The sequence below is a fragment of the Streptomyces sp. P1-3 genome (genome assembly GCF_050613155.1).
GTDB lineage: Bacteria > Actinomycetota > Actinomycetes > Streptomycetales > Streptomycetaceae > Streptomyces.
This window is the reverse complement of record NZ_CP192512.1, coordinates 3,458,479-3,472,778: the sequence shown is the minus strand read 5'-3', so window position 1 is coordinate 3,472,778 and position 14,300 is coordinate 3,458,479. Positions and strand designations below refer to the sequence as shown.

Annotated in this window: 6 protein-coding genes and 1 tRNA gene; 5 read left to right on the top strand and 2 right to left on the bottom strand. The window is 69.2% G+C overall.

Features of this window, described 5'->3' with window-relative positions; translation table 11 throughout:
* The first annotated feature begins 376 nt into the window (after positions 1-376).
* The 4 genes from tmk to ACQUSR_RS14630 all read left to right on the top strand — a co-directional run bounded on the left by tmk (position 377) and on the right by ACQUSR_RS14630 (position 8,197).
* Entirely contained in the window at positions 377-4,438 is a 4,062-nt protein-coding gene (tmk, locus tag ACQUSR_RS14645) for a dTMP kinase (RefSeq protein WP_431043005.1), read from the top strand.
* Positions 4,439-4,848: 410 nt separating this feature from the next.
* Complete coding sequence (locus ACQUSR_RS14640; protein WP_431043004.1) at positions 4,849-6,222, top strand: DNA polymerase III subunit delta'; 1,374 nt, start codon at positions 4,849-4,851, stop codon at positions 6,220-6,222.
* A 243-nt stretch (positions 6,223-6,465) separates the two neighbouring features.
* Positions 6,466-8,007, top strand: coding sequence for an alpha/beta hydrolase (locus ACQUSR_RS14635; protein ID WP_431043003.1), 1,542 nt, complete (start codon positions 6,466-6,468; stop codon positions 8,005-8,007).
* A 116-nt stretch (positions 8,008-8,123) separates the two neighbouring features.
* Positions 8,124-8,197 (top strand) — tRNA-Thr (locus tag ACQUSR_RS14630).
* A 128-nt stretch (positions 8,198-8,325) separates the two neighbouring features.
* Here ACQUSR_RS14630 and ACQUSR_RS14625 read toward each other — a convergent pair.
* A complete protein-coding gene (locus tag ACQUSR_RS14625; RefSeq protein ID WP_431043002.1) occupies positions 8,326-8,502 on the bottom strand; it encodes a hypothetical protein in 177 nt (58 codons plus the stop codon).
* A gap of 220 nt (positions 8,503-8,722) precedes the next feature.
* On the opposite strand from ACQUSR_RS14625, the gene ACQUSR_RS14620 reads away from it, so the two are divergent.
* Positions 8,723-13,117, top strand: a complete 4,395-nt coding sequence (locus tag ACQUSR_RS14620) for a hypothetical protein (RefSeq protein ID WP_431043001.1) — start codon at positions 8,723-8,725, stop codon at positions 13,115-13,117.
* A gap of 722 nt (positions 13,118-13,839) precedes the next feature.
* Here ACQUSR_RS14620 and ACQUSR_RS14615 read toward each other — a convergent pair.
* Positions 13,840-14,211: a cupin domain-containing protein gene (locus tag ACQUSR_RS14615; RefSeq protein WP_431043000.1), complete on the bottom strand. Its 372-nt coding sequence runs from the start codon at positions 14,209-14,211 to the stop codon at positions 13,840-13,842.
* Positions 14,212-14,300 lie beyond the last annotated feature (89 nt).

Genomic DNA, 14,300 nt, shown 5'->3' with positions numbered 1-14,300 from the left:
GCGGCCTCTGTGGCGCGGCGGCCTCTGTGGCTGCCGGGCCGAACCGGGGTTGCCGGGCCGAACCGGGGCTGCCGGGCCGAACCGGGGCTGCCGGGCTGGCTTGGGCCGCCGGGCCGGACCGGGGCCGACGCGCGGGGACTCGGTAGGCGGTGCGCGCATCGGGTACGCCGATACGCCGTACGCGCACGCGAGCCAGCCGACCACGCGCCCGTGCAGCCCCCGCCACGGTCCCCGCGTACGGCATGTGATCACGACGACACCCGTGCGCGTCCGGCGCGCCGTGGAAAACCGCCCGTACCACGGGAATCCACCCCGGCCCGCCTCTTTGTTCGGGCGCGAGGCCCGTGGATTAACACGATCCGGATAGGCTGGCGGGATGACGCGATCCGAGCAGCCAACGGACGTGACCGCCGCCTCCGGCGCCCTTGCCGCGGACTCCCGCGAGCGTGCAGTACGGGCTCTGCTGCGCTACCAGCCGCTGCGGCGGCTGTGGGGCGCCCAGCTCGTCAGCACCGTCGCGGACGCCTTGGCGGTACTCGTCCTCCTGCTGCTGTCACTGCAGGCCGCCGTCGCCGACGGCGCTTTCGGCGGCGGTTACCGCGGCGCGGCCTTCGCCGTCGCCACGGTGCTCGGCGTACGGCTCTTCGCGACCGTGCTGTTCGGCGCGGTGCTGCTCGGGCCGGTCTCCGCGCTCGTCGGGCCCTCCGGCCCGCTCGACCGCCGGTGGACCATGATCGGTGCGGACGGGGTGCGGCTCGCGCTGCTCGTCGTCGCGCCGCTGTGGATCGACTGGACCCCCCAGGACGCGCTCGCCTGGCTGCTCATCACGGCCTTCGTCGTCGGTGTCGCCGAGCGCTTCTGGACGGTGGCCAAGGACGACGCGGCTCCGGCGCTGCTCCCGGCCCCGCCCGCCGAGGGCGCCGCCGTCCGGCCGCTGCCGGACCACCTGGACGCGCTGCGGCGGCTGTCGCTCCGTACGACGTTCGTGGCACTGCCGATCGCCGCCACCGTGCTGCTGGTCGCCACGCTCTTCGGCAACCTGCTCGGCTCCGGCATCGGATGGTTCCACGACCACCAGGCGGCGCTCGGGTCGTATGTCGCGGCCGGGCTCTTCGCCGCGGCGGTCTCCCTGGTCGTCTTCCTCGAACTGCCCGGCGCGCAGACGCCCCGCGCGCGCTCCCCGCTGGAGGGGTTGCGCCGTCCGCGGCTCGCCTCCGGCCCTGACAAGGGCCGCACCGGCGCCCTCCCGCACCTGGTACTGGCCTGCGCGGCGGTCGCCGGTGCCGTCGCGGCGGCGGTCGGCGTCGCCGCGCTCCAGGCCGTGGACCTCGGCGGCGGGCCGGTCGGCTTCTCGCTGCTGGTGCTGGCGCTGACCGGCGGCCCGGTGCTCGGGATCCGTACGGCACCGAAGCTGCTGCCCGGGCTCTCGCGGCGGCGGATGCTCGCGCTGTCCATCGCGCTGACGGGCCTGGCGCTGCTCGTGGCGGGGCTGGTGCACGACGCCACGACGGTGCTGCTGATCATCGCGGTCGCCGGACTGTCCGCGGGCGTCGCGGCGCAGATCGGCCACACCCTGCTGGACCAGGAGACGGACGAGCCGCGCCGGGTCCGCACCACGGAGCACCTGCACGCTGTGGTCCGCGTCTTCGTCGGCCTCGGCGCGGTCGCGGCACCGCTGCTCGCCGCCGCCATAGGGCCGCACCGGCTGGTCAACGGCGACTTCGTCTTCGCCCACGGCGGCGCGGCCTTCACGCTGATGCTCGTCGGCGCTCTGCTGCTGCCCGTCGCCGCGCTGATCCTGGGCAAGACCGACGACCGGCAGGGCGTGCCGCTCCGGCGCGACCTGCGCGAGGCGCTGTTCGGCGGCGAACCGGCCGAGGCGCCGGCCGCCACCGGCTTCTTCATCGTCCTGGAGGGCGGCGACGGCGCGGGCAAGTCCACGCAGGTCGAGGCGCTGGCGGAGTGGATCAGGGGCAAGGGCCACGAGGTGGTCGTCACCCGGGAGCCGGGCGCGACCGCGATCGGCAAGCGGCTGCGTTCGATCCTGCTGGACGTGTCGAGTGCCGGGATCTCGCACCGCGCGGAGGCCCTGCTGTACGCGGCCGACCGCGCCGAGCACGTCGACTCCGTCGTCCGCCCCGCCCTGGAGCGCGGCGCCGTCGTCATCTCCGACCGCTACATCGACTCCTCGGTCGCCTACCAGGGCGCGGGCCGCGATCTGGCCCCGACCGAGATCGCCCGTATCTCGCGCTGGGCCACGGACGGCCTGGTGCCGAACCTGACCGTGCTGCTCGACGTCTCCCCGGAGACCGCGCGGGAACGGTTCACCGAGGCGCCGGACCGGCTGGAGTCCGAGCCCGCCGAGTTCCACCAGCGGGTACGGGCCGGATTCCTCACCCTCGCCGCCGCCGACCCCGCCCGCTACCTGGTCGTGGACGCGGGCCAGCTGCCGGAGGCCGTGACCGCAGTGGTGCGGCACCGGCTCGACCAGATGCTGCCGCTGTCGGAGGCGGAGCTGAAGGCCTTGGAGGAGGCCCGCAAGGCGGCCGAGGAGGAGGCCCGCCGCAAGGCGGCGGAGGAGGCCGCGCGGAAGGCCGAGGAGGAGCGGCTGGAGCGCGAGCGCCAGGAAGCCCTGGCCAAGGCGCGTGCGGAGGAAGAGGAGCGCAAGCGCCGCGAGCTGGAGGAGGCGCGGCAGCGCGAGGCCGAGCGCCAGGCCGAGGAGGCCCGTAAGCGAGCCGAGGACGCCGCCCGGCGGGCCGAGGAGGAGCGTCGGCGCATCGAGGCCGAGGACCGGGCGCGTGCGGAGGAAGAGGAGCGGCGCCGCCTCCAGGCCGAGGAGGAGGCGCGGCAGCGGGCCGAGGCGGAAGCGCGCCGCCTGGAGACGCAGCGGCAGGCGGAGGAAGCGCTGCTCCGGGCGGAGGAGGCCCGCAGGGCTGAGGAGGCTCGCAGGGCTGAGGAGAGCCGGAGGGCTGAGGAAGCACGGAGGGCTGAGGAGGCTCGCAGGGCTGAGGAGAACCGGCGAGCTGAGGAGGCCCGGGCGGAAGAAGCTCGGCGGGTGGAGGAGAGCCGGCGGGCGGAAGAGGCCCGGAGAGCGGAGGAAGCGGCCGCGGCGGCTGAGGCTGCGGCGGGCTCTGCCGATGCGGCTTCCGGCGCGTCCTCCGCGTCCATCGCCTTCGCGCCCTCTGCACCCTCCGCGTCCCCCGCGTCCGCGGCCAATGCCGCGTCGGTGGGTTCCGTGCCGGTGTCTTCGGAGTCCGCCGGGGTGAATGCGCCTTCCAGCCGGAAGGCGGCGTCGACTGACGAGACGACGGTGGAGACGCCGTCGGTGGCTCCCGCGGGGCGCGACGCGTCGGGCACGGCAGGCGACGCGGCGAAGACGGCCGACGCGCCTGTGACGACGTCCAAGACGGCTGACGCGACCGAGACGGCAGGCGTGGCGGATGCGGCCGAGACGGCCGAGACTGCGGAGGCGGCCGAGACAGCCAGGGTGGCAAAGACGGCAAAGGCGGCCGAGAGGTCCACGGCGGACGGGCGGCGGGATCCGCGGATCTCCGCTGACGAGGCCCCGACGGTGGAGACACCCGCGGTCGCGCCGCGGAGCGCGCCGCCCGCGGAGACCGGTACGGCCGGGGAGGCGGCCCCTGCCGCTGGTGGCGGCGCGCCGGACCCGGCCGACACGACGGAGACCGTCCAGACGCCGCGCGTGGACCCGCGCACGGTGCGCGGTGACGACGCACCTGGGGAGTCCGGCGTACCCGGTGCGTCTGGTGCCTCCGGTGCCTCTGGTGGATTGAGCGGACCTGGCGCGTCCGGCCCGTTCGGGGCGGCGGCTGACGAGACCGCCGTACTGCCGTCCGTAGGCCACGAGCCCGCTGCCGCGTACGGCAGTGGGCACACCGTGGGGCGCCCCGATCCGACGGAGGAGACGACGGTCCTGCCGTCGGTACGGCCGGGGGACACCCACGGTGACGTACGCTCCGGTAGCGCGCACGGTGGGCAGGGGCACGGCCCTGCCGATGCCGAGGAGACGGCCGTTCTTCCGCAGCCCCCTGCGCCTCCCGTGCCTCCCGCGCCTCCGGTGGCGCCTCCGGCCGTGGGTCCGGCCGACGAGACGGCGGTGCTGCCATCCGTCCACCCGGACCGGCCTGCCGACCCCACGGACCGGGTGCCGTCGTGGTTGTTCCGGCCGGAGGACGGGGCGGCCGCCCCTGCGGCGGGGGACCCGGGCAACGAGCGGACCCGTGAACTGCCCCATGTGGACCCGGCCCAGGCCGCCCAGCCGTATGAGGAGCCCGGACACGCCGCCCCGCAGCCTCGGGGCCGTCAGCGGCGCCGACCGGAGTGGGCGGAGGAGACCCCGTTGGACGACCTGCCGACGCTGGCCGACGAGCTTCTCGGCGGGTACGACGACGAGGACGACATCCGCCGCCACCGCTGAGCCCTGCCACCGCTGAGCCGCAGGGCTCCGCCCGGAACCGGGGCCCTCATCGCCCCCGGCCGGGTTCCCCGGACTCTGTCGGCGACTCTGCCGGGAAGGCGCCCAGATGCACCCCCGGCGGGCGGGGCCTTCCGCCCGTCGGGCGCCGACGCCCTGAGCAGTGCGGCGCCCTGAGCATTCCGGTGCCCTGAGCAGTCCGGTCATCGGCCCTCATCCGGCGGGGGACCCGCCGACGAATCCCCGCCCCCGGACGCCGGGGCGGCCTCAGGGGCGTGCTCGGGCGCGGGGCCTCGCGGCGAAGGAGACCGCACGCGGTCCGGCCGGTGTTGTCAGTGCCGTGCCCCACAATGGAGATCCCCGCGGGACGACCGTGCGGGGATGACCGCGAGAACGCCATGCGGGAGGCGACGATGACCGTGTGGGACGACCTGGTCGGGCAGGACCGGGTGGCCGCCCAGCTCACCGCTGCCGCGCGGGACGCGGACGCGCTGGTCACCGCCGCGGCGGCCGCGGCGGCCGAGAGAGCGGGCTCCCGCGCGCCCGCCGCTACGGGCACACCCGGCACGCCCGCCCTCACCGGTACCCCAGGCGCCCCCGGGTCCGACGCGCATGCCCCCGGCCCCGGGTCTGACGCGCACGTCCCCGCCCCCGGGTCCGACGCGCACGCCGCCCCCACTGCCCCCACCGCCGCGTCGAAGATGACGCACGCCTGGCTCTTCACCGGCCCGCCCGGTTCAGGGCGGGCCACCGCCGCCCGGGCGTTCGCCGCCGCGTTGCAGTGTGTGAGCCCGGACCGGTCCCTCGGCGGGGTGCCCGGCTGCGGGTTCTGCGACGGGTGCCACACCACTCTGGTCGGCACGCATGCCGACGTGGAGATCGTCCGTACCGATCTGCTCAGCATCGGCGTCAAGGAGACCCGGGAGCTGGTGCGCCGTGCTCAGCTCTCCCCGGCGGGCGGCCGCTGGCAGGTCATCGTCCTGGAAGACGCCGACCGGCTGACCGAGGGCGCCGCCAACGTCCTGCTCAAGGCTGTCGAGGAGCCCGCCCCCCGCACCGTGTGGCTGCTCTGCGCACCGTCTCTCGAAGACGTCCTGCCGACGATCCGCTCCCGATGCCGCCACCTCACGCTCCGTACGCCCCCGGTCGGCGCCGTGGCGGACGTCCTCGTCCGTCGAGACGGCATCGATCCGGACCTCGCCGCCACCGTCGCCCGCGCCACCCAGGGCCACATAGGGCGGGCCCGCCGCCTCGCCACCGACGAGCGGGCCCGATCCCGCCGGGCCGCGGTTCTCAAGCTGCCATTGCGCGTCGATGACGTGGGCGGCTGCCTGAAGGCGGCGCAGGAGCTGATCGACGCGGCGTCCGACGACGCGAAGCAGCTCGCGGAGGAGGTCGACGCGAAGGAGACCGAGGAACTGCGCGCCGCGCTGGGCGCCGCCGCGGGCCCGGGGGGGCGGCTGCCGCGCGGCACGGCGGGGGCCATGAAGGAGCTCCAGGACCGGCAGAAGCGCCGCGCGACCCGTACGCAGCGCGACACTCTCGACCTCGCGCTGACCGACCTGACGGGGTTCTACCGCGATGTGCTGGCGCTCCAGCTCGGCTCGGAGGTGGCGATCGCCAACACGGATGTGCGCGACGCTCTGGAGCGGGTGGCGCGCGGGTCGCGGCCGGAGCGGACACTGCGCCGTATCGAGGCGGTGACGGCCTGCCGCCAGGCCCTGGACAGCAACGTGGCGCCGCTGCTGGCGGTTGAGGCGATGACGATGGCCCTGCGGTCGGGCTGACCCACCGCCGCAGCCCGATCGCATGGCTCGACCGCCGCGGCCCCATCGCCCCGCGCCCCCGAGCCCCCGAGCCCGTCCCCTCTCCCCTTCTCTCCCTCCCGACACATCAGTGGGTGCCTCGGGAGGCGGATCAAGGCGGCCTGTCACCCGTACGGGTGGGTCCGTTTACGCATGGAGCGTAGTCGCCCGGATACTCTCCGCACAGTCGATGTCGTGCAGTGACGGACCGAAAGGCGCCGATCGATGGACATCAGCCGCAGACTCCGCAGCACCGGCACGGTGCTGGCGGCAGCGGCCCTACTGATCTCGGGGTGCACGTCGGAGGACTCCGGCGCCCCCTCGGGCACGAACCGAGGTGCCGAGGCGGGGCCTCCGGCCTCTCTCAAGCGCTACTACGAGCAGAAGCTGGACTGGCACGCCTGCGACGCGACCGGCTTCGAGTGCGCCACGCTCAGGGCCCCGCTGGACTACGGCCGGCCGGACGCCGCCGACGACCTGAAGCTGGCGGTGTCCCGCAAGAAGGCGACGGAGCGGGGCAAGCGGATCGGTTCCCTCATGATCAACCCGGGCGGTCCGGGCGGCTCGGCGATCGGCTATCTGCACGGATACGCGGGCGTCGGCTATCCGGCGCCGGTGCGGGCCCGGTACGACATGGTGGCCATGGACCCGCGCGGGGTGGCGCGCAGCACGCCCGTGGAGTGCCTCACCGACCGGCAGATGGACGCGTACACCCGGACCGACCAGACCCCGGACAACGGGGCCGAGGTCGACCGGCTGGTCGCGGCGTTCAAGGACTTCGCGGGCGGCTGCGAGCGGCGCAGCGGAGGGCTCCTCGGCCATGTCTCGACGGTCGAGGCGGCCCGCGACATGGACGTACTGCGGGCGGCGCTCGGCGACGAGAAGCTCACGTACGTGGGCGCCTCGTACGGCACCTTCCTCGGGGCCACGTACGCCGACCTCTACCCGGACCGGGTCGGACGGCTCGTCCTCGACGGCGCGATGGACCCCTCCCTGCCCGCCGAGCGGGTGAACCGCGACCAGACCGCGGGCTTCCAGACGGCCTTCACCGCCTTCGCCGAGGACTGCGCGAAGCAGGACGGCTGCCCCCTGGGCACGGGGGGCCCGGCGGCAGCCGCGACCCGCCTCGCCGCCTTCTTCGGCCGGCTCGACCGCGCGCCGGTGCCGACCGGCGACCGCGGCCGCGACCTCGTGGAGTCGCTGGCCACCACAGGTGTGATCGCCGCGATGTACGACGAGAGCTCCTGGCCCCAGCTCCGCTCGGCCCTGCGAGCCGCCATGGACGGCGACGGTGCCCCCCTCCTCCAGCTCGCCGACCTCTACTACGAGCGGAAGGACGGTAAGTACGCCAACCTCATGTACGCCAACTCCGCCGTCAACTGCCTCGACCTGCCCCCGTCCTTCCGCACCCCCGGCGAGGTGAAGAGGGCCCTGCCCGCGTTCCGCAAGGCGTCCCCGGCCTTCGGCGAGGGGCTGGCCTGGGCCTCCATGAACTGCGCCGCGTGGCCCGTCCGCCCCACCGGCACCCCGCACGCCCTACAGGCCAAGGGCGCCGCCCCCATCCTGGTCGTCGGTACCACCCGCGACCCGGCCACCCCGTACCGCTGGGCCAAGGCCCTGGCCGCCCAGCTCGACTCCGGCACCCTGCTGACGTACGACGGCGACGGCCACACCGCGTACGGCCGCGGCAGCGACTGCGTCGACACGGCGATCAACACCTACCTCCTCAAGGGCACCTCCCCACCGTCAGGCAAGCGCTGCGCCTGACCAGGGCCCACTCCTGACCTGCACGGACACCCGGCGTAGCGCCCCGTACGGAGCACCCCCGGAAACTGTGTAAACTTGGCGGCGCTGCGGCTGCCAGTCTGGTCATCCCGCAGCATGCCGCCTTAGCTCAGTTGGCCAGAGCGACGCACTCGTAATGCGTAGGTCAAGGGTTCGATTCCCTTAGGCGGCTCCGCGAAGGCCCAGGTCAGATACGCGCTGACCTGGGCCTTTTGCTTGCTCCGGGCATGACGCGTCACACGATCGGGGTGCCGTGGGATGTCTTGCGTGAGCGATGCGTGAGCGGAGCGGGCCGGTGGCCTACTGTTGGGGCTTCTTCCGCTTGTCCTTCTTCTTGCCCTTGGCCTGGGCTTTCGCCTTGACCTTGGCCTTCTTGGCGGCTTTCGCGGCCTTGCGGGCGGCCTTCTCCGCCTCGGCCTTGCGCTGGAGCGGGACCAGCTTGGCGGTGACCTCGGCGGCGCTCTTCCCGACGTGCACGCCAGCGGTACCTCATTGAACCTCTCCGACGGTCCCGAAGTATCGCTGAATGAGCGGCAGCTGCGGCCGTACGCCACGTCCGTGGACGTGACCACGGCGTTCCTCACAGGGAACATCCGTATTGGTAGATCACACGGATCTCTCGGTGCGAGCAGCACTAACCCTTCGGCTGCCCTATGCTCACCATCGGTGATCCTGCGTCAGACTGTGAGGGCGGTCCGTGACGGCATCAGACAAGAGTGACTCGACTGTTGGCTCGGTGCCCGTCCCACATGAGATTACGATCGCGGTCGATCCGGCTGTTCAAGCGGCGCTGGCTAAGTGGCTCACCGAATCCGGGACGATCCTGCACTTCGACCGGTGGATCACTCCGGGACTGAGCGGTGCGCTCCTCGCCACTGTGGTTCTGAATACTCCTGGTCGTGCCGCAGTCGGGCTGATCATGAAGATCTGCCCACCCGGCAAGGTGACTGGCAAGGAGGCCCAACGTCACGCCGAGGCGCTTGAGGCGTCCCCTGCGTTTGCCGCCACCCATCTGGTGACTCAGCCGGTTGAGCCCATCCGGGGCTCGCGCGGCTGGTCGATCATGTTCCAGGAGGTTGCTGGTGGGTCGCTGCGGGCGATTCGACCCCTCTCAGCGATCCAGGGTGTTGACCTTGCTCAGGTGACGGCAACTGTGGTTCGTTCCGTCCTATTGGATTGGAATCCAACCCCCAGTACCCAGCCAGTTACCGCGGTCGACTTCTTCCGTGATCTGCTAGGCAGCAGAATCGACAAGGGCGGTCCCATGGACCAGCTTGCCGAACAGATGGCGTATGGATCGGACCCTGGGAGCCCCGCACCGCTCTGGGTAACAGGCCGGACCGGTAACGTTGTGCCCAATGCCCTGGCGTGGACGTCTACGGATTCTTGGCCGGAGGCAGCCAGCAATGAACGTCTCATGGTCGTCGTGGGACATGCGCACGGAGATCTGCATGCCAACAACATCCTGATTCCGCAGAAACCCCTCCCCAACCCGTCCGGGTATCGGCTGATCGATCTTTCCGCTTACGCGGGAGACGCTCCACTTGTCCGAGACCCCGGCCATTTGTTGCTATCAATGCTCATGGATGAGGTCGCCGACTTGGGCGACCTCAAGCGCCAAGCTGTCTCAGAGTTTCTTCTTGACCCATCGCTGGAGCGGTCGGACTACCTGCAGGTGTCTGGGCTGCTTGAACTGATCAAGGCAGTAACTGAGGTCGGCGATCAGTTTGCCTCACAGCTGGGTCTCCTCGATCATTGGCAGGATCAGGCTCAGCTTGCGTTGGCTGCGAATGCGTTGATGTTCGCCGCGCGACTCCCCGATGTATCGATGAAGCAGTGGTGCTTCGAGTTGGCCTGCGAGGTGCTAGGAAGGTTCTGCACTACCCAGGGCGTCGAAGTGCCAGCTGACGCACCGAGCGCATCCCTCCTGGGAGCGCAGGAGCCAGCTCCCTTCGACGCCGTGAAAGCCTTCGAAGCGTTGGCCGTGGCCTGTGCACACTGGTCGGCAACGCACACCACAGTTTTGGTCGTCGATTCCGCCCGACTCACCCCAGAGTCGCAAGCGAAGATTTCGTCGTTGCGCTGGAGGGTTGTGGTTGACCTCAATTCGTCAACGGACATTGACGGCGGTTGGGCGGCTGCGCTCGGCTTGCCTGGTGATCGACGGCTGGTCACTATGGGACAGGACCCGCTGTTCGGTCGATCGAGCACTGTTTGGCTTGCAGCGGCAGGTCTCAGCGACATGGACCCCATCGACCCCGTGGCCGAACTCCGACAGTGGCGCTTCCGGCATCGCCGTTTCGTCGCCCAGGCTATTGAGGCCGTGTCGCAGGTCATGTCACACCCGGCAACGGTGGTGTGCCTTGGCGAACCACGAGGTGCGGAGCGCGCCGTCGTAGAAGCTTGTGTCGATGCCTTCGGCGAGCGGGTCAGTGTGCTCGTAGTTTCGACAACGGATTCTGGAGATCTCTCCGAATATGCGGCGGAAACTATCTCATGCAATCCAGACGAACTTTTACTTGCCATTCCTGAGGCGGCTTCCACCGTCAAAGCTGCCCGAGTAGCCACCCTTCCGGGACAAGACGGCCCTGTCGTGCTGCCGCAGGAGTTGATCAGCCGGTATTCCGACTGGATGGAACTGCTGCACTCTGAGGTCGGCGTCATCGGTGAACGCGATGCCGAGTCCGACGCATTTTACAAAGGCAGACCCATCACGTGGTTCGAACTGGGATTGGGCCTAGACGTCGATCGCGCAGAGACGCAAAACCTTATCAACGAAGTGCTACGGCCGAGCCTCCGGCAACGCAACACTCTGCGGGTTATGCTGACACATTCCCCAGGAGCTGGCGGCACTACGATGGCTCGCCGAGCAGCTTGGGACCTGAGGGCTGAGTTTCCCACCGTCTACGTGCGTGGCTCTGTTGACGAGACGGTGCTCGTACAGGCTGTGGGCGAGCTGGCACAACTATGTGACACCTCCGTGCTGGTGGTGGCCGAGCTAGTTCCAGACTCCACTCTCCGTAGCGTATTTGAGGCGTTGCGTGCGAGTTCCATCCCGGCCGTATTGCTCATCACTACTCGACGCGGCTCAAGTCGTGGCAAGCAAGCTCCTTCCAATAACTCGGAGGGGGAACGTCGGTATCGAAGCCAGCACGTGGGTGCACTGGCAAGCCGAGCTGAACGGCAAGAGATGGCCCGGCGATTCAGCGAGCTCGCCCCGGATCGAGGAGCCGAGCTATTCGAGCTCGCGGCGCGTGCAGGTGACAACAATGTCCCATTCTTCTATGCCCTGACAGCCTTCGGTGCAGAGTTTCAAGGGCTGCGCAGCTACGTCGAACAATTTATGACGGACTTGTCTGAGGTTGAGCGTGAGGTCGCGATCTTCATCAGCATGTCGCACTACTTCTGCGGAGTCCCGGTCCCGGCCGACCTATTCGCGGAGAGCTTGAATGTGCCGCTGTCTGAGTCGGTCCGCTTGGACAGGGAAATCACTTCGACATTGGCCGCTCTCCTGGTTGAGGAGCCCAAGGGGGCCTGGCGTACGTCACATAGTCTCATCGCCGAGGAGATACTGCGGCAGTTGCTAGCTCCTTCTGTTTCTGCGCCGGGGAGTGAGGACTGGAAGGCCGCTCTCCCGACTTGGAGTCTGCAGCTCATCGACTTGACCGCCAATGTCTTTGGTCAGCGTCTACCGGATGACATGAAGGTCATTTTGGACCGCCTCTTCACAACTCGTGAGAGCCGGGATTCGCTTGATATCGAGACTCCCGCGAACGCGACGTACACCGAGCTCATGCAAAACGTCTCCTCTTCCGGCCGGATTCAAATTCTGAGAGAGCTTGTTTCCGCTTTCCCCGACGAGCCCCACTACTGGGCGCATCTGGGTCGCCTTCTCTCCTATGATGCAGGTGACTTTGTAGAGGCCCTCGATGCTATGGATCGGGCGATTTCGCTCTCACCCAAGGATCCTCTCCTGCATCACATGCGGGGAATGGTATTCCGTAATGAGATGCGCGCGCGGATTCGTGACCGTAGCGGGAGTGCTGCAGGGAAAGAAGAGGAGGTCCTGGCTCTCTGCCAATCGGCAGGCGACGCGTTTCGTGCGGTGTCCGAACTTGACGACACCACTGAATACGGTCATATCGCGTTGGCGCAGACGAACATTTCCGTTATCGAGTTCGGCTACGGAGTGTCCGGATGTAGCAAGTACGCCCAGTTCTTGGCTCGTCCGTCCGCCGGCAGTTATCGAGATCTGCTCGCCGAAGCTGAGGGAAGCCTAGAAGCAGCTAGAGAGATCCGAGGATCCGACCGGGCGTCTTACTCCGCCGAACGTGCGGAGAACCAGCTCAAGGAGCTCTACGACGACTATTCCGGCCTGCTCCAGGGGTGGCGCAACCTCCTCGAGCGAGCTGACTTGGCAAAGCCGCCGATCCGTCGCAGATTGGCGCGGGCCTACCGGAATCGGGCTGGCTCTTGGCGCAAGGCACCGATTAAAGACGTTAGGCAGGCCGTAAGTCTGCTTCAAGAGAATCTAAAGGATAATCCGCGAGACTCGCGAAGTCTTCTGGAATGGCTCTGGGCCGCCCGCTTTACAGATGCCTCTCTCGATCAGGCTGCCGATCTGGTCGGCGGCTGGGCCAGCTCCGAAGGAACCCGCGAGGCGCTCTTCTACGATTATGTTCTTTCATTCCTCCTGGCCATGTCAGGCCAGAGTGCCGCGGTCGCTGACTATCAGCGCAAACTTGAGCGAAGTCGTGAACGCGCTGCATGGTTTGGCAACAGGCGGTTCCCCTATGAGTGGCTGGGTGAGGGGAGTGGGATCGCGGGTTTGGTACATCATTCGGATCTGGCTGGATGGGATCGCAGAAGTGGAAGCCCGGAGCCCACGATTCTGCGACGGGTCCCTGGTCGAGTGAAGTCGATCAATAAACCAACCGCAGGCACGATCAGCATCGCGAATGGCTTGGAAGTGTTCATGAACCCCTCTGCCTCGGGTCTGCTCCGGGGTAGCGACGAGAATGAGCAAGTAACTGCGTTGATCGCTTTTAGATACGACGGCCCGATGGCGTTCAACGTTCAGAAACCCAAATAGGCTCGGGAAGCGAGTATGCAAAGATCGATTCCTTTTCCGTTGTGAATTCGAACACCTGATGTGGAGCGCGGTCGACAACTGATCCGGAGCTATCGACGGGTGGGCTTGAGAGTGGCGCCATTGTCAATGTCGACATCGAAGAAATGTGGCACCCAGGGGGTGACTGGCGGAGGTCTAGGGTTAGCGAACGGGACTCGGATGAGGGAGCCGTTTCTGCTGACCGTATGTGTCCTGCCGGTGAGCGGCGACGTCACGCCCAAGGGGAGCTCCCCCCAACGTGCGTGAGCGATGTGTGAGCGGACGGGACAGCACCCGTTGGATTGAGCGTCACGCTGCCAAGCCCGGCAAGTCTCTGACCAGGGAAAACCGGATCAAGCTTGATCGCGGATCACCATTCGTCGCGATCTTGCGGGCCCTCGTAATGCGCAGGTCAAGGGTTCGATTCCCTTAGGCGGCTCCGCGAGAGCCCCGGTCACACACGCTGTGACCGGGGCTTCTTCTTTGCCGCAACCCGCTGTTCGTGGCGCTCGGTGAGTCGCCGTAGTGCCGCTCGCTCATCGCGATTCCGGGGCCGGCGTGCCCTCGCCGTCCAACTTCGCCTGCGGCGGGCCCGCTTCGGCGGTGCCCGGCCCCGGCCCGCTGCGGGCTGCCGCCGCGCTCTCCTCTGGCTGGCGGGGCAACAGGTGTCGCCGCGGGCTTGTCGGGCGAGGGGCGGGTGGTCTTCAGTCGGCCTTCCGTGGCTGCGGGGCGTGTGGTGGCCAGTGGAGGGATATCCAGGTCAGCGGGGTGTTCATGCGGTTGTGCACCACGTGCTTGTGGTGGCGGGGCAGTACCAGGACGTCGCCCGCGGAGAGGGGCTCGGTGTGGGTCTCGTCCTCCGTGGACACGTCGACGCTGCCGACCCCGTCCAGGATGACCATGACCTTGTCCTGGTCGTCGCAGCCCGGGGCGGAGCTGCCGCCGGGGGGCAGGAAGCAGGCCGCGGCGCCCAGCGGGGGTTCCTCCTGCTGCCCCGCCCAGGGAATGAGTCGCTGGCATGCCACGCCGGACTCCATGGACGCGTTCGCCTCTGCGATACGGAACTTGATGATCATGAATCCTCGTCAGCTTGATGGGGCGTACGGGGGCCTCTGCCGGGCGGCGGCAGTCCGATCCGTGACCGTAGTCGCGCAAATGCGCCGGA